The 17,086-nt window shown below is 38.1% G+C and carries 17 protein-coding genes and 1 other annotated feature; of the genes, 10 read left to right on the top strand and 7 right to left on the bottom strand.

All coding sequences use genetic code 11. The features are described from left to right. Window positions 1–89 precede the first annotated feature (89 nt). Window positions 90–968 (bottom strand): PPK2 family polyphosphate kinase, encoded by an 879-nt coding sequence (locus EKM93_RS00160; protein ID WP_125711832.1) that lies wholly within the window; start codon window positions 966–968, stop codon window positions 90–92. Between the two features lie 167 nt (window positions 969–1,135). On the opposite strand from EKM93_RS00160, the gene EKM93_RS00155 reads away from it, so the two are divergent. Next, window positions 1,136–2,401, top strand: coding sequence for an SLAP domain-containing protein (locus EKM93_RS00155; RefSeq protein ID WP_125711830.1), 1,266 nt, complete (start codon window positions 1,136–1,138; stop codon window positions 2,399–2,401). Window positions 2,402–2,420: 19 nt separating this feature from the next. After that, window positions 2,421–3,059 carry an SDR family oxidoreductase gene (locus EKM93_RS00150; protein WP_125711828.1) on the top strand — a complete coding sequence of 213 codons (639 nt, stop codon included), beginning with the start codon at window positions 2,421–2,423 and terminating at the stop codon, window positions 3,057–3,059. A gap of 86 nt (window positions 3,060–3,145) precedes the next feature. Here the strand turns inward: EKM93_RS00150 and EKM93_RS00145 are convergent, their stop codons facing one another. The 4 genes from EKM93_RS00145 to EKM93_RS00130 form a co-directional block, all read right to left on the bottom strand. Next, window positions 3,146–3,913, bottom strand: a complete 768-nt coding sequence (locus tag EKM93_RS00145; protein WP_125711826.1) for an amino acid ABC transporter ATP-binding protein — start codon at window positions 3,911–3,913, stop codon at window positions 3,146–3,148. Then, window positions 3,910–4,611, bottom strand: coding sequence for an amino acid ABC transporter permease (locus tag EKM93_RS00140; protein ID WP_125711824.1), 702 nt, complete (start codon window positions 4,609–4,611; stop codon window positions 3,910–3,912). The genes EKM93_RS00145 and EKM93_RS00140 overlap by 4 nt, the downstream gene beginning before the upstream one ends. 85 nt (window positions 4,612–4,696) lie before the next feature. After that, on the bottom strand, window positions 4,697–5,509 hold the full coding sequence (locus EKM93_RS00135) for a transporter substrate-binding domain-containing protein (RefSeq protein ID WP_125711822.1): 813 nt from the start codon (window positions 5,507–5,509) through the stop codon (window positions 4,697–4,699). A gap of 378 nt (window positions 5,510–5,887) precedes the next feature. Beyond that, window positions 5,888–7,240 carry a DUF2252 domain-containing protein gene (locus EKM93_RS00130; RefSeq protein WP_125711820.1) on the bottom strand — a complete coding sequence of 451 codons (1,353 nt, stop codon included), beginning with the start codon at window positions 7,238–7,240 and terminating at the stop codon, window positions 5,888–5,890. 115 nt (window positions 7,241–7,355) lie between these two features. Here EKM93_RS00130 and EKM93_RS00125 point away from each other — a divergent pair, with 115 nt between their 5' ends. Both EKM93_RS00125 and EKM93_RS00120 read left to right on the top strand, forming a co-directional pair. After that, window positions 7,356–8,207, top strand: coding sequence for a fructosamine kinase family protein (locus EKM93_RS00125; protein ID WP_164506935.1), 852 nt, complete (start codon window positions 7,356–7,358; stop codon window positions 8,205–8,207). Window positions 8,208–8,316: 109 nt separating this feature from the next. After that, window positions 8,317–8,796, top strand: coding sequence for a low molecular weight protein-tyrosine-phosphatase (locus tag EKM93_RS00120; protein WP_125711816.1), 480 nt, complete (start codon window positions 8,317–8,319; stop codon window positions 8,794–8,796). A gap of 953 nt (window positions 8,797–9,749) precedes the next feature. Here EKM93_RS00120 and EKM93_RS00115 read toward each other — a convergent pair. Then, window positions 9,750–10,175, bottom strand: coding sequence for a MerR family transcriptional regulator (locus EKM93_RS00115; protein WP_125711814.1), 426 nt, complete (start codon window positions 10,173–10,175; stop codon window positions 9,750–9,752). A 174-nt stretch (window positions 10,176–10,349) separates the two neighbouring features. On the opposite strand from EKM93_RS00115, the gene EKM93_RS00110 reads away from it, so the two are divergent. Continuing rightward, window positions 10,350–11,813, top strand: coding sequence for an MDR family MFS transporter (locus EKM93_RS00110; protein ID WP_125711812.1), 1,464 nt, complete (start codon window positions 10,350–10,352; stop codon window positions 11,811–11,813). Beyond that, a complete protein-coding gene (locus EKM93_RS00105; protein WP_125711810.1) occupies window positions 11,813–12,544 on the top strand; it encodes a DUF4811 domain-containing protein in 732 nt (243 codons plus the stop codon). Before EKM93_RS00110 ends, EKM93_RS00105 begins: the two co-directional genes overlap by 1 nt. A 63-nt stretch (window positions 12,545–12,607) precedes the next feature. Here EKM93_RS00105 and nrdI read toward each other — a convergent pair whose 3' ends face one another. Continuing rightward, on the bottom strand, window positions 12,608–13,054 hold the full coding sequence (nrdI, locus tag EKM93_RS00100) for a class Ib ribonucleoside-diphosphate reductase assembly flavoprotein NrdI (protein WP_318530788.1): 447 nt from the start codon (window positions 13,052–13,054) through the stop codon (window positions 12,608–12,610). Window positions 13,055–13,233: 179 nt separating this feature from the next. Further along, window positions 13,234–13,478 (top strand) — a binding site (T-box leader). A gap of 64 nt (window positions 13,479–13,542) precedes the next feature. On the opposite strand from nrdI, the gene EKM93_RS00095 reads away from it, so the two are divergent. The 4 genes from EKM93_RS00095 (at window position 13,543) to EKM93_RS00080 (ending at window position 17,035) form a co-directional block, all read left to right on the top strand. Next, window positions 13,543–14,550, top strand: coding sequence for a ketopantoate reductase family protein (locus tag EKM93_RS00095; protein WP_125711806.1), 1,008 nt, complete (start codon window positions 13,543–13,545; stop codon window positions 14,548–14,550). 124 nt (window positions 14,551–14,674) lie between these two features. Continuing rightward, window positions 14,675–15,082: an iron-sulfur cluster biosynthesis family protein gene (locus EKM93_RS00090; protein ID WP_125711804.1), complete on the top strand. Its 408-nt coding sequence runs from the start codon at window positions 14,675–14,677 to the stop codon at window positions 15,080–15,082. Window positions 15,083–15,272: 190 nt separating this feature from the next. Further along, window positions 15,273–16,112 (top strand): hypothetical protein, encoded by an 840-nt coding sequence (locus EKM93_RS00085; protein ID WP_125711802.1) that lies wholly within the window; start codon window positions 15,273–15,275, stop codon window positions 16,110–16,112. A 5-nt stretch (window positions 16,113–16,117) separates the two neighbouring features. Beyond that, entirely contained in the window at window positions 16,118–17,035 is a 918-nt protein-coding gene (locus EKM93_RS00080; protein ID WP_125711800.1) for a magnesium transporter CorA family protein, read from the top strand. The last annotated feature ends 51 nt before the right edge of the window (window positions 17,036–17,086 follow it).

Raw genomic sequence — 17,086 nt, 5'->3', positions numbered from 1 at the left:
AGCATCAAATCATAAAGTTAAAAGGATCGCCTCGTAGAAATCCTTGACTATAATATAGCAAGGAATAATTTAAAAATCAAGGGGAAACCCTAATTGTTTTTATTTAATTCAGTGAGTGCATCAAATAGCTGGGCTTTTTGAGCTTCTGTCACTTTAGGATAAGCCAGTGGCAGTTGTGCCAGACGTTGATTGATGATATTGGAAACAATCAAACGGGAATACCATTTATTATCTGAAGGCACGACATACCAAGGATTGAGTTTGGTGGCTGTTTGATTGATCGCTGTCTGGTAAGCTTGTTGGTATTGTGTCCAGTATTGACGTTCTTGAATATCTGCCTTGGAGAATTTCCAGTTTTTATCTGGGGTATTAATCCGGTCTTCAAAGCGATACTTCTGTTCTTCTTTAGATATATGTAAAAAGAATTTTAAGATAACAAAGCCATTATGGCCTAAATAATCTTCATAATGCCGAATATCTTGATAACGTTGCGTGAATAAGCGCTGGGAAACATCCGCTGTTGTTTGAATGGTTGGTAAGTTAGCGGGTAATAAAATTTCGGGATGGACTTTAGAAATTAAGACATCTTCATAATAAGAGCGATTAAAAATGCCAATATCCCCACGCTGAGGCAGGGCTAGATTGATACGCCATAAATAGTCATGACTTAATGATTCGTTAGAAGGTTGTTTAAAGTTAGCAACTTTGAACCCTGCTGGATTAACCCCTGATAAAATATGGCTAATCATACTATCTTTACCAGCTGCATCCATTGCTTGGAACAAAATTAAAATGCCATAACGCTTTTGGGCGTAGAGTTGTTTTTGATATTGTACGAGTTGTGCGATATTTTCAGCAATTTGGGTTTTAATCGCAGCTTTATCATCTGTAAAATCTGCCGGTACTTTGGTCGGGGCTTTATCTATATGAAACGTATTATCTGTATAACGATAAGGCTTAGTAAGCATAAAAAGACTCCAATCTACGAATTAATTAAGCGATTATATATATTTATAATAACTCTAAATTTGTCAGATGAATTATTTAATTTTGCGTAAAGTTATCCTTAAAATGGTTCGAAAATTGTTGGACACGCTTATGATAGAGGTAACTAGATCATATAGGAGGCATTTTTTTGAAACAGAATAAACTTTTAAAAATGGTTGCTTTTTCAGCCGTGGCATTAGCAAGTCTAGGCTTAGCTGGTCAATATAGTTCTCAGGCTCAAGCAGCAGGCGTTGGGAAGATTGTCAACCCGGATAGCGATAGCGCGGTTTATGTGTACGATGCACCTAATGGTAATGTCATTACAAATCGGACGTTGGGCAACGGCACAAGTTGGAAGATTGGTCAAATTGTTCAAGTTAGCGGTCATGGCACTTGGTATGAATTAGGCAAGGATGTTTGGATCAATAATTATATGTTCCAAGTGACAAGCACAACAGATCCAGACACGGATACGAATACAACAACGAATACGGATACAACGACAACTACAGATAACACAACGAGCACAACTAAAATCGGGACCGTTAAAAATCCTAATGGCACAAGTAATGTTTATGGTTACAGCGCACCAGCTGGCGATACAATCAGTGATCCTACTTATGCAGTCGGTAGCCAATGGAAAATCACTAAAACAGTGGCAGTTTCCGGTCGTGGAAACTGGTACCAAATTGGGACCAATGTTTGGTTGAATGATTATGTTTTAGATGTTTCAGAAGTTACTAATAATACGACAACTGTAGATACCGCTAAAAAAGTGATTACAGTTGCTAGTGCAACACCCGTTTATAATCAAGTTGATGGTAGCGAAACTGGACAAACTTTAGCTGCAAATACAAGCTGGGCTTATTTCCAAACGCAAGCAGCAGCTAATGGCGCCACTTGGTATGAAGTTGGTGGTAATCAATGGATTAAACAGGGCGGTACTGAAAGCAATAATACAAACACTGGCAATGCTTCTGGTGTTGCAACAATTAATGCAAATGGCGCTGGCGTTTACACGGCACCGAATAACGGTAATATCACAAAAACATTAGGTACTGGGACACAATGGGCTGTTAGCGGCGCACAAACAGTGGACGGTGTACTTTGGTATCGAGTTGGTAAAGATCAGTGGATTAGTTCAGCAAATGTGACGGATACAAATGCGATTTCTGTTACTGGTGAAACAAATACTGACAATACGGTCACTGCTGATAATGCAAAAGTCATTACGTTGACTGAGATTGCACCGGTTTATGACGGGCCTATGACTTCTGGCGGTTCTTTGAATGGGGATCTATTAGCAGCAGGCACGGCATGGAAGATTAATGATGTTCAAACTTATAATGGTGTGACTTGGGGCTTAGTTGGTAACAATCAATGGATTGATTTAAGCTTAGGGTCTTTGAGCTAAGCGATAAGGAGGTTTTTTGATGAATGTATTTGTAATTGGTGCCCACGGTAAGATTGGCACATTATTATTACCTAAATTAAATCAAACTGGCTATCAAGTGTACGCCGGTATCCGAGATGAGGCACAAGCTGCTGAAGTTAAAGCAGCCGGAGCCACGCCAGTGTTAATTGATTTACTTGGGACAACGCAAGGGTTAGCCACGAGTTTAGAAAAAATGGATGCCGTTGTATTTGCGGCTGGTTCCGGTGGCGCCACAGGTTATGATATGACATTATTGATTGATCTGGACGGGGCAGTCAAAGCTGCGGAAGCTGCTAAAATGGCTGGTGTTAAGCGTTTTGTAATTGTTAGTTCTGGCGCCAGCAATACTCGAGCAACTTGGGGCCAACAAATTCGCCCATATATGGCCGCTAAGTACTATGCGGATCAAGAAATTAAAAAACTCGGCTTAGATTATACTATTATCCGACCAGGTATTTTAACGAATGAAACAGCCACAAATCGTTTCTTGTCAGAACCTGGTATTGGGCTAGGGCAAACGATTACGAGAGAAGACGTCGCCACGTTCATCACCGCTGTTTTAGGCACACCAAGTACGATTAGACAAGCCTATGATCTGGTGAACGGCTCACAGTCGTTGGCAGCCATTTTAAATTAATCTAGAATTTTAAAAAATAAAGGCATCCTCAAAGTTGTATTAAAACTTTAAGGGTGCCTTTATTGAGTATATTTATAAATACGTATTTAGCTCAAATTTGAATCAGCAGCTTCGTCTGATTCCAAAGAAATTGCTTCTAAGAAGGCTTTGATTCGACCTTCGGGATGATCAAAAAATGCCTTGGAAGCACCGTTGTAAATTGCTTGACCGTCTTCAAAAAAGACAATTCGATCCGCAACTAATCGGGCAAATTCCATATTATGCGTGACGACAATCATCGATTGTTTTTGAGCAGCTAAGTCTTTTAAAACTCTGAGAACTTGAATTTCTAATTCTGGATCTAAGGCGCTAGTAGGTTCATCCAGCAATAAGTATTCTGGCTGCATTGCTAATGCCCGGCAAATAGAAATACGCTGTTGTTGACCGCCGGATAGTTGATTCGGATAACGATTCGCTGTATCTGGTAGGCCCACGAGTTCCAGTAGTTTTTTAGCAGCGTTTTCTGCGACGGTTTTAGATTGTTTTAAAACGGCACGGGGGCCCTCAGTGATATTTTGCAAAACGGTCAAATGGGGGAATAAATTCCAATTTTGAAAAACCATCCCTGATTTGCGTCGTAATTGAAACTGCTGTTTACTGCTGATTGGTTGGCTGAAATCGATATCCAGATCATCAAATTTGAGATGTCCTTTTTCCGGTAACTCTAATAAATTGATTGCCCGTAATAAGGTGGATTTTCCAGAACCGGAAGGGCCAATAATGACGGTCGTTTCATTTTTAGGGAAATCAAGGGAAACATCTTTGAGCGCATGATGTTCAATGTATTTTTTATCAACGTGTTCTAATGTAATCAATGGTGAGCACCGTCCTTAGATAAATACTTAGACGTCCGTTTTTCTAAATAGTGTTGTAGATAGGTTAATACCGAACAGAATATCGCATAAATAGCCGCTACGATGGTATACATCAAGAGCGGTTCATAGTTTTTAGCGGTGATTTGCTGACTGACAGTGAACATTTCCAAAATAGTGATCGAACTTGCCAAAGACGTATCTTTCACTAAACCAATAAAGGAATTAGATAAAGGCGGGATGGCAATACGCATCGCTTGAGGGAAAATAATGCGCATTAAAATTTGGGGGCGCTTCATACCTAGTGTATAAGCAGCTTCCCACTGATCATTTGGAATAGAGCTGATTGAAGCCCGAATGGTTTCAGAAGCGTACGCACCAGTATTTAATGAGAAAGTTACAACCGCTGCTAAGAAAGCTGGTAATTCGATACCTGCATTAGGTAACCCAAAGAAAATAATAAATAACTGCACTAATAATGGCGTTGAACGGAATAGCCAAACATAAAACGCAAAAATAGCCTGTAAGATGCGCCAGCCTAGTTTCGGTAATTTATGCCCAGGCTTAGGCATGAGTTTAACAACTGCAGTTAATACTGCTAAAATGAGCCCAAAGAAAAATGAGATTAAAGCCAAAGGAATGGTGTATTGTATCCCGGCTTTTAACAATTCAGGAACAGACGTTACAATTGTATGTAACAAAAGCGAAAACCTCCTTAAAAATAAAGAAGACTGGTTCAAAACTTAATTTAGGGACCAGCCTTCTAGGATAAATGACGATCAAATATTAGTCTTTGGTAATATCGCCACCGAAATATTCTTTAGATAATTTAGCTAAAGTACCATCATCTTTTAGTTCTTTCAAAGCCTTATTGACCTTCTTTTGCAATGCTGGTGATTGTTTATTAAACATTACGGAAACTTTAGAAGCAGGTACTTGGCTTTCAGGAATCAACTTATATTTCAGATCATCTGTCCCGTTATCTTTTTGATAAGTTAAAAAAGATTCTCTGGAATTAATGGTCCCATCTGCACGACCTTGGCGGACTAAAGCAAGTGAGTTTTCAAAAGCGTTAGAAGGTACAATGGTAGCCCCAAATTTAGTGGCTGTTTTTTCATTTTCTGTCCCAGTACCTTCAGCCATCTTTTTACCTTTGATATCCTTAACATTAGTAATTGTTGTATTATCATCTTTAGTAATTAAGACACTGCGAGAATAGATATATGGCGTTGAAAAAATATATTGTTTTTTCCGAGCCTTCGTAACGGTAATATTATTCAAAACAGCATCAAACTTTTTACTACCTAAACCAGCGATTAAAGAATCCCATTTTGTAGGCACAAATTTAGCCTTAACATCTAGTTTTTTAGCAACGGCCTTACCAAGATCAACTTCAAAGCCAGTTAACTTACCATCTTCACGGTAAGAGTAAGGCGCAAAAGTACCTTCCAAACCAATGGTCAAAGTCTTAGAATCTTTTAATTCGGATTTATAGTCACTAGACTTAGAACTTTTTGAACTATTCCCACATGCTGTTAATGCCATACTTAGACCCAAAACGGCAACAACTGCAGACAAAATCTTAAAATGTTTTTTCATTTTTCTTCCCTCTTATATAAAATAAAAATAGTTAGATCAAATAAAAATTACCATTCCACTAACTTATTGTCAATAATATTAAAGCTTAGATTGGAATAAGATTAGACTTCTCTTATTATTTCACATAAAAAAAGCCCACATATTTTCCGCTATGTGGGCAAATGGTATCAATAATCATGAGATTATTAACACTTTCAGTATCTGCCAAAAACATTATAAAAAATCAAAGAAAAGTTTAAGAAATGATAAAGTAGTTATAAATATATTATTGAGATCTATTTATTGGTCTAATGCAGCACTTTGAACAAATTTTTATTGAACTTAGTGAATCATAGCAAAAAAACGAACTATGATAGACTGATTGTAAGGTACTATTATTCATGGTTTAACAAATTGCTGATAATCTAGATGCACTTGTGCACTATATGCTTGGGCCCACTGACTGACAGCTAGATCAAAATTTTTACCATCATGAACGTAACCTAAAATTGTGGCACCGCGGGGACTTTGACTGTGTGCATTGGCTAAGATTAGAGCACAAATTTTCACATAGGATTTAAATTGCGGCCAAGTTAATTTTGTTAAATCAATGGATTCTTTCATATCCCGGAATTGACGAACGTAGAAGTTCTTTTCATTGGCTTGAAAATAGCCCAAGAATGGATCGGAAGCGGACTGCAAAATTTTTTGACAGTCGATAATCCGCTGACCTTCGTTGGCTTCGATTTGGAGTGTTAAAGCTTTATGGTCTTCATTACGGCGTTTACGAGTTGGCAGCGCTTCTTTAACCTGCAGTACTAAGTGGCTGCCATCATTGTTAGTTAGCAAAATTAAGTAGCATAAAGAGCCAAAACTGCCGACACCAACGCTATGACGAATAATGTCGGTAATATGATATTGGGATAGTAATAATGCGACATCGGTCCGTACTGTTTGACGATAGTCACCGAAAGCTTTAACAATCCGCTTGCTAATGGCTTTATTGGGATGTGTCGAACGGGGCGGATTTTCTTTAAATTGCAACTGACCATAAGTATCGGTAGTTGTGTATTTTTTAACAACTTGTTCAGAATTTCGGTTTTGTGCCTTAGCAATGATATGATCCAAGAGATTTTTGTTCGTCTCATCATCAACAAAAGCCATCATTTGTGCCACACTGTTTTTAGGATAAAAACGGGTTAAGGCAGTTTGATCGTAAGCTGCAGTTAGACCTTTACGGTAAGTTTTGCTAACTTTTCTCAATAACTTAATTATTTTTTCAGATTCGAACTGGTTATTTTTACCAGCCAATAAAATACTGACTAATAACCGTTTTAAGTCCCATTCCCAATAATTAATGCCAGCTTCGTCAAAATCGTTCAAATCAAATAGCAGCTGTCGTTCGGGAGACGCAAAAAATCCGAAGTTTCCAATGTGGGCATCCCCGCAAATAATAGCTGGAATCCCGCTATTATAGCCACGAACTAAATCATGATCCATCAGCTCCACACTGCCACGGAAAAAAGCAAACTCATTAACCGCCATACGCGCATTACGTAGTGGGATGAGTTCTGGTAGTAACATATTGTGAATATTTTTCATGATTTGTTGACTATCTCTTTGTTGTACTTTAAAGTAGCCCAATTCACTATAAGGTACCAATTTACTCTGTTGATAACCATCATCAATCAGCTCAGCCATGCTTTGCTGAACCTTGACACGCGTTAGGTTATAGCCATTACGGATCTGCATGAAAATCACTTCAATCTTTTTGAATTAGAGTATACAATGTTTACTAACTTAGAACAATGATTCATGCAAAATTCGGTACAATTTGACTATCAATGTATGAAGGGAGCTATTTATTTTGAATGAACAATGGTTACAACAATTACCAATTCCAACAGTGATTAATTACAAAAAAGTCCTAGGTGGTGACATTAATAGGGCTTTTCATTTGCAAACAGAAGATGATGATTTCTTCTTGTTAGTACATCCGAATCAACCGGTTACTTTTTTTGAACATGAGGTAGATGGTCTAGAGGTTTTAAGCAAAATTATTATGACACCCCGGGTTATTGCCACTGGCGAAATTGAAGGGGATGCTTATTTATTAACGACCTATATTGATGCTGGTAGCGGTGATCAGTATCAGCTAGGTCAGATGGTCGCACAGATGCATGAACAGTATAATCCGGCACATAAATTTGGCTATAAATCAGCGTTTCGTTGTGGTAAGTGCGGTCAGTTTGAAATCAAAAATGACTGGTCAGATTGTTGGACAGATTTCTTTTTGAACACGCGGTTAAACCCATTAGTAGATCACTTAAAACAACATAATCTGTTTTTAGCGTCCTGGCAGGCACCTTTAGATCGTGGCTTGGCGGTATTTAAAACATTGTTTGCGGACTATACTCCAAAACCATCCTTACTGCATGGGGATTTATGGGCTGGTAATTATATGTTTGCAAAGGATGGCACACCTTATTTGGTGGATCCGTCAATTTGGTATGGTGATCGGGAATTTGATATTGCATTGACTGGTGTTTTTGGCGGTTATAATGAGCGTTTTTATAAAGGTTATAATGATGCTTATCCTTTGGAAAAAGGTGCCAATGCACGGATGGAATTTTATCGTTTGTACTATTTAATGATTCACACTTTGTTGTTTGGTACCACTTATCAAGCAACGATCACGCAAATTTTACGGCAATATTAAAGATTAGAAAGTAATTTCTAACCATAAAAATAGTTTTTTTCAAGGGTTATTATGGTATCATTCTTTTGATAAAAAAACGGTTAAAAAGTTAAAGGAGCATCAATTAAAAATGCAACGTGTATTGTTTGTCTGTTTAGGTAATATTTGCCGCTCACCAATGGCGGAAATGATTTTTAAACAGCTTGTTAAAGACCATCAATTAGAAAGTGAGATTCAAGTATCTTCTGTGGCCACCTGCAGCTATGAAGCGGGCAATCCTATACATTTAGGGGCCGCTAAGGAATTAAAAGATCACCAGATACCTGTTGGCCATCATCTGTCTAGAAAAATCACCGCAGAAGATTTTCAAAATGCGGATTGGATTATTGGAATGGATTTTCAAAATGTCAACACATTACGGCGACTTGCCCCTGATGAAACGACAAAAGCAAAAGTTCATCTAGCGGCAGAAGTTTTACCGGATAATCAAACTTTTGAAATTGAAGATCCTTGGTATACGAATGATTTTGCTAGAACTTATGCTGAATTAACTAAGATCTTACCTTACTGGTTGACTAAGGTTGTAGCTGACTATTTGGTCAGTGAATAAAAGCAATCAAGTTTAAATGATTTTTACAAAAAGAAGTTAAGCCGAAACTCTTTGTTTCGACTTAACTTTTTTTGACTTTGTAGATTTGTCGCTCTGGGTTTTAAACGCGTTCACCAACACTGATTTCTACATATAACTACGCCTTGTTGTCAGTCGCAAGCGACTACCTGCCAAGTCTAGGTTATACTGCGAAATCACTCGTGTTGGTTCACGCTCTGGTTCTAAAACGCGTTCCAAAAGACTGATTTTTGCGCTTAGCTACGTCTAACTTGTAAGCGAAAACCGCTCACGGCGTTAGTCTAGGCCATGCTCAAAATCAACCCGTCTTTTGTTACGCTCTGGTTTTTAAACGCGTTCACCAACACTGATTTCTACATATAACTACGCTTTGTTGCTAGTCGCAAGCGACTACCTGCCAAGTCTAGGTTATATTGTGAAATCACTCGTGTTGATTCACGCTCTGGTTCTAAAACGCGTTCCAAAAGACTGATTTTTGCGCTTAGCTACGTCTAACTTGTAAGCGAAAACCGCTCACGGCGTTAGTCTAGGCTATGCTCAAAATCAACCCGTCTTTTGTTACGCTCTGATGCTTAAACGCGTTCACCAACACTGATTTCTACATATAACTACGCTTTGTTGCCAGTCGCAAGCGACTACCTGCCAAGTCTAGGTTATATTGTGAAATCACCCGTGTTGGTTCACGCTCTGGTTCGTAAACGCGTTCCAAAAGACTGATTTTTGCGCTTAACTACGTCTAACTTGTAAGCGAAAACCGCTCACGGCGTTAGTCTAGGCTATGCTCAAAATCAACCCGTCTTTTGTCACGCTCTGATGCTTAAACGCGTTCACTAGAGCAAAGCTCTCACCTAACTACGAATCTCTTGTGTGTCTGACGACACTCTGCAAGATTCTAGGTTAGTGCTCGAGGCTTTCCCGCTCTAGTTCCCGCTCTGTTATTTAATCACTATTTCAGTTTTATCACCGACAAATAGGCCATAGGCGTGTTTGTCAGGTTCTTCTGCTAGTGGGCCTAGATCTATTGCAGGTAGGCCGTCAACTTCTGTAAAGCCTTCAAAGCGGGCGGTCATAAATTTTTTCAAAGCAATTACTTCATGAAGGATTTCAGAGACTTTTGAGGTGGCGGCTTGTAAAGTATAACCTTCATCTAAAAAATGTTTGATCGACATGATCGCAATGATAGTTTTAAAGTTGTATTTTCGGCTTTCACCGTCTTTTTTTTCTAATGATTTAATATAACCACGTTTTTCCCAATAACGTAATTGTCGTGTAGAAACATCAGTCATTCTGCTGGTTTCACTAATACCAAAAATTAATCGGTCTGTTTTAAGAAAGGGAAAATGTTGGGGTGACTCAGACATGAACTTCAGGTCCTCTCTTTTGATAAATAGGTTTATTATATTATATTTATCATTGATGTCAACTTAATTGAGATATTTGTTAATTAAATTATTTTATTTGTCAATTTGGTTGACAAAGTTTTCTGAAAGGTTTATATTAACCAACAGAATTTTTATAAAAGAAGGCAAGAAGTAATGACAAATACACAAACAACGGATGTCAATGGTACACCGTATAATCGCACATTGTTATTAGTAACTGTCATTGTAGGGACATTTACGACGGTGTTGACACAAACCTTATTGGCGACCGCTTATCCAACATTGATGAAAACTTTTGATATTTCTACGTCCACCGTACAATGGTTGACCACGGGTTTTCTACTTGTTAATGGGATTATGATTCCAATCAGTGCGTTTTTGATTAATCGTTTTAATTCGAAGTATCTGTATATTGGCGCAATGGGTGTTTTCTTTATAGGCACTCTGATTTGTTTTATCGCACCGAATTTTTCTGTACTTCTAATCGGCCGTTTAATTGAAGCCGTGGGGGTTGGTCTGTCTATGCCATTGATGCAGACGATTTCGCTCTCCATTTTTCCACCAGAAAAACGGGGCGCAGCTATGGGGATGGCCGGTTTAGCCATCGGGTTAGCACCTGCAATTGGTCCAACTTTATCTGGTTGGGTAATTGATAATTACGACTGGCGTGCATTATTCGGTATGATTTTACCGATTGCTGGATTAGTGATTATTGCCTCATTTTTCTTCATGCGTAAAGTATTAAGAACTTCTAAGCCAGATTTGGACGTTTTGTCAGTTATTTTATCTACCATCGGTTTTGGGAGCCTTTTGTATGGCTTTTCTGAAGTTGGGGATAAAGGCTGGGGCAGTCCGCTTGTTTTAGGATTGCTCGTAATTGGTGTGGTTTTCATCTTCTTATTTGGTAGACGACAATTGCATTTGGAACATCCATTCCTAGAATTACGCGTATTTACGAATCATACGTTCACAGTTTCTGCAATCTTGAGCTCTGTTGTAAATATGGCAATGGTTGGTGTAGAAATGGTTTTACCATTATACTTGCAGACAGTTCGGGGCGAAAGTGCTTTTCATTCTGGATTAACATTATTACCCGGGGCATTAATGATGGGTATTATGAGTCCAATTACTGGACAGCTATTTGACCGCATCGGCGCAAAACGCTTAGCCATTACCGGGATGACTTTGTTGACCCTTGGGACGTTATCGTTTGCCTTTATTACAAAAGATACACCGCTAGCTGAAGTCGTCATTTTATATGCCGTTCGACTGTTCGGGATTTCTATGGTTATGATGCCTGTGACAACCGCCGGGATGAATGCCTTGTCCTTTGATCTGATTAGTCACGGGACCGCGGTGAATAATACCACTCGGCAAGTTGCCAGTTCTGTAGGGACGGCTATTTTAATCAGTATACTTTCCAATGTAACTAACGCACAAATGCCTGGTAAACATCTGCTAAAAACCGCACCGCTACAATATAAAGATAACGCCTTAACTTCAGTGTTAAGTGGTTATCGAGCAGCGTTTTTAGTAGCCGTTATCTTTTGTGTAATCGGCTTAATTGTCAGCTTCTTCTTGAAGAATACAGATAGTAAAGAGGAGGTACAAAGATAATGATTATTTTTCTATTAATCTTAGGTGTCCTTTTATTCTCAATCTTTACAATTGGTATGAATCGGAGTGTTGCAAAATATAGTTTAGTGGGCTTATCTTTAGTCGTCATTCTCGGCAGCTTATTGATGTTAACAGTTAATGACGTTGCCTACTGGGGCATGAAAGAAGTCAGCACAACAAGTGAAAAGCCATTAAGTGCAGCGACCAATATTCAAGGGACTAACACCGTACTTTACAAAGCATTAGGTAATGGTAAAGAGAAGGTTTATATTTATAAGACCAGCGCAAAGCAAAAGAAAGTTTCTACAACAAAAGCGGATATTGATACAACGAATAAATTAGTTCGTAGTAACAAAGTAGCACATCCAACGTTAGAAACAAAAACTTACAAGTATATCTATAAAAATAATTTTTATAAACTATTATTTGCAGGTATCAATGGCAATAACCGGGTGAAAAAGTATGTCAATACATTTAACATACCTGAAAGTTGGGTTGCTTTAAGTACAGATCAAGTTGCAAAATTGCAAAAGCAAGCCAAATCAACCGAAAAAACGGCTAAAGCTCAAATTACTCAAGCTGTTGAAACCGGCGTAGCTCAAGCCAAAGCTCAAAATCCAAATCTGACCGCCACAGAACAAAAGGCACTGGTTAAAGAAATTCAAACTCAAGCTAAGAAACAAATGGCACAACAAGTTGCTCAGAAACTACAAAGTCTCTCGTTAAAATAGAGCGTAACTAAAGCCATAAAAAATACAGCTAAGTCAAAGTTAATTTGGCCCAGCTGTATTTTTTTAATGATTATTTTGTTTTAGTACTTCATAAATTCGTTGAACATCTTGGTTCGTACCGCGAAGCTCGTAATCTGCTAGGAAGGGTACATTAAATTCTGCAGCATATTGCTTAGCTGTTAAACAGTATTGATTATTGAAATTTTTATTACCTGAACCAATAACGCCCAAGCAGTATTGCGCATTTGTACCGACTTCTAAGTATTCTCGTAAAGCATCCGTCATAATTTCTTGGGTGCCATTATCTGTCCCGTTGCCGCCTTCAAGGTAAGTTGGGACAAAAGCAAAATAAGTTTCAGTTTCAACAGCTTCAGGTGTGGCATCACTAATTTCTTTCAATTGAATGAGCGGCTGTTGATTGTCTTGGTCATGTTGCTGCTGTGCGTAATTCTGAAGATTGCGGACGAAGTTGCGGGTATTACCGGAAATAGAAATGTATAAAATGTTAATCATTGAAAGTCACCCTTATTTTAGATTATGCCCATCATAGCATAATTTGGTTAAAAATGAATTTCAGTTACTGTATTATGAGTGAATTGACATTTTTAAATCAAAAAAAGTTAAATTTAAACTGTTGACAAAACCGGTTATTAGCATTAATATAATGACAATCAATTGCAAATAAATTAAAAAATACTGTGAGAAGAAAGAGTAATGATTAGTTTTTTCTAAGCGAGCTTCGTAAGGTGTGAGGAAGCGTTAAAACAAATGATGAAAATCATCTTCGAGTTTTGTAGTGAAGCCGATGGATAAATTACAATGGGGGCGCCCATTATCGCGCTAGAGTATCCACAATTATAGTGCGTACTTGATGAGGTGACAGTTGTAAAGCTGTCATGAAGAAAAGGTGGTTTCACGAAATTTCGTCCTTTATATATCAGTCGATATATAAAGGACTTTTTTATTTGTAATAATCTAATTTAAAGGGGATCTATATTATGAAATTTACAGTTGTTGGTGCCGGTGCCATGGGTTTGCGTTATGGTGTTTTGTTACAAGAAGCTGGAAATGAGGTAGATTTTGTAGATGCTTGGCAACCCCACGTAGATAAAATGAAGGCTCAAGGTGGCGTTTATGTCAATCGAGATCATCAAGGACGGCATTTAGTACCAGTACACGTTTATTATCCTGAAGAATATCAAAAACAAGATCAAGATGTGCTTATCTTTTTTATGAAGCAAATGCAATTGGCCGATATGTTAAAACGTTGCCAACACTTCTTTAATGATAAACAATATGTTTTAACTTGCATGAACGGTATGGGGCATGTCGATCAACTACTAAATTATTTCAAACCTGAAAAAGTTGTGGCCGGGACGGCTTTAGTAGCCACAATTCTAGACGGCCCTGGGGAAGTAGATTTTGTTGGAAAACCCGGCGCAGGCTCGATGAACTTAGCCAATTATACCGAACAGCCGGATGAGATGACCCACAAATTAGTGGCGCAACTAAAAAAAGCCAATTTTAATCCGAACTTAACGACGAATTTTATGGGTACTTTATTGGCGAAAGTGGTCTTTAATTCAGTGGTCAACACGTTATGTACTTTGTTTGAAATCACAATGGGTGAATATGCGGATTATCAAGGTGCCGATAGTTTATCGCGGCAACTTGTGGATGAAGCCTATGATGTGGCTGAACGTATGGGCGTGACAATGCTAAATACGCGAGAAGAGGAAATGGCTTCTATTAATTATGTTAGCACCGTTGCCAACCCATTGCATTATCCATCAATGTATCAAGATATGACCAAAAATCGGCCAACTGAAGTCGACTATATTAATGGCTATTTAGTCAAAATGGGCCAAAAGTATCACTATGAAGCTAAGACACATGCTTTTTTGACACACTTAGTTCATTTGGCAGAACACACTCGGCAACAAAGTTTAGCTGCTGAATCAGCTAACGAAAAGGTAGTTGTTCTAAAAAAGGCTGCGGGTAATTAAACTGAAATAGTTTGAACTGAAGACTTGACCTTTTGAAAGAAACAGGCTAAAATAAAGATACAAATTAATTGTACACAATTTATTTGTGATTATAATATAGGCTTACTCAAGGAGGGTCATGGTTATGGAACTTAACGTTAAAGCAGCTGCCGAAGCGTATCTAAAAACAAAGATTGAACCTGGGGCAATTGTATTTTTAGCCACTGATGATGGTTCAAGTAAGTTTTCTAAAGTTGGTGGGACTTGCGCGATTGGGAATAAATTCCAATTAGTGGTCAGCGACCAACAGGATACGGATTATAATATACCGATGGCTAATAATATGGGCTATCAGTTATTTACTTCAGATGGCGAATTAGACTATTTAAGTAATGGGCTAAATTTAGACTACCGCAATGCCAGTTTGTTATTAAAGGATGATAGTGGTATTTTAGATGGTGCTGTAGATGTGGTGAACGTTGTCACTGCTTCATTGGCAACAGATCAAAGCCGCAGTACTGAGATGGAAAATCTTGGCGGTAAGATTTGCTAGATTAAATGGATTAGAAATTAAAAACGTGTCATTGAAGTAGTTATCTCAAGCTGCTTCAATGACGCGTTTTTTGAATATTCAAAGTTCTGAATATTCAGATATTGCCCCTGCCAAGGGACTTCATTATAACATATTCCCCTTGTCAGAAGATGATATACTAGAGCTATTCTATAAAAAGTGAGCTGACGATATGCCTACAAAAGCAATTCGGCCAAAGCATAAAGGCCTTTCCAGAGTATTATCTATCATTTTTTCGTTAACATTTAGTCTATTCATTTTAGGTTATTTGACGAATCGAACAGTATTGAGTGAAGATTTTACAAAATCGGTGCTTAATCAATCCAGTAATAAAACGATTGTTGTCCAAGAAACTCGGCAGCTATTAAATCAAATGAGTCAAAATACCGGTTTATCGGAAACAGTAACGAGCGCCTTGATTGATGATACAACCATCACCAAAGTTGTGAATCAGACGGTTGCCAATCTTTATGAAAACAAAACAGATCCCATTCCAACGCAGCTTATTCAAGATGCGGCAAGTGACAAAGTAAACGATGCTTTAAGTCAAACTTTTGGCATTACAAGTACGAGTATCGTTTCAGAAGTAACGCAAAATCTAAAGGACTATGTGGATACCAATATGCAGCCGATCGCGAATCAAGTGGGGCAGCGACTATCTGAAATTCAAACGATCGTCAACCTTGTAATGTATGTTGGTGCAATTATAAGCATCATTTTAGCAATAATGATCTTACTGTTGAATCATCCCCTCATCCGTGGTTGGTGGTATTTAGGCTGGGGGCTTAGCATTGCTGGTGCATTAGCCGGCTTAGCTTCACTATTTTTCAAAGCTAATAGTCAAGTGTCCTTTGTCAGCGCCACATACAGCCAATATTTCCAAGAAGTTGTTCAAAGTTGGTTAGGGGCAGCGGCGGACCAGTTTGTTCAGCTAAGTCTGGTCGTTTTAGGACTGGGCATTGTTTTAATCATTGTTTTTGGGATTTTAAAATCTCGCCATAAAAGTGAGTGATTGTGATGACAGTAACTACGGTAACCGAGCAACAACAGTGGATCGACTTAGATCAAATAGATGCTGACCAGGGGACAACCACTTTTGAAAAATATCAAATGCCTAAGAAATTTGTACCTTACATCCAAGATCAAAGAGAGCGTGCTCGTTTAGAGTATGATGAGACCAGTGGTTATTGGCTGTTAGTTTTTCGTGGCATTGCTTCAGCAGAAGCGGCACGCTTTCGAACAGCACCAATTGCTTTTATTTTTAATGAAACAAATTTAATGACGATTAATCTGGCAAAAGAAGCTTTTTTAATAACAGAAATTTCAGAAATTATAAGTCTTGTGAAAGTAAAAACTTTAAAATCAAATTTTGCAATCATTACGGAATGTCTTTTGAGGATGACCAATCATTATTTTGATGTGATTGACAATATTAATGAGCTTCGTGGCGATCTAGAAAATCTTGCCGGACGCCCCACTAATGATGCGATTAATCAGTTAACGGGTTTAAGCAAAAGTCTCGTTTATATTACGACAGCTTGTAATAACAATGTCATCGCCCTAGAGCAATTGCGGTTAGCCTCGAATTCCAAAAATGATAATTTACATTTAAAAGCTCACGAGCATGAACGCTTAGGGGATGCTATCGTAGAAAGTAAGCAGGCTTTAGAAATGGCCCAGATTGCTACAAATGTGGTGGATCGGGTTGTTAATTCTTATAACAATTTATTAAATAATCGGTTGAATGATACAATGCAGTTTTTAACAGTATGGTCGATTATTTTAATGATCCCACCAATTATTTCTGGATTTTATGGCATGAATGTGCGGTTACCCTTTGCAGATCGGCCATGGGCTTGGTTATGGACAATTATTTGGACATTGGTTTTAGTGGCTTTTTTAATTATCCGTTTTTATCGAAATCGAAAGCCATAATATATTAGTACAGAAAAATTCATTGTGAATTGTGTAACAATATGACACGCT

It is taken from the genome of Agrilactobacillus yilanensis, assembly GCF_003946725.1.
GTDB lineage: Bacteria > Bacillota > Bacilli > Lactobacillales > Lactobacillaceae > Agrilactobacillus > Agrilactobacillus yilanensis.
The sequence above is the reverse complement of the archived record's forward strand: the minus strand, read 5'-3'. Positions and strand labels throughout refer to the sequence as shown.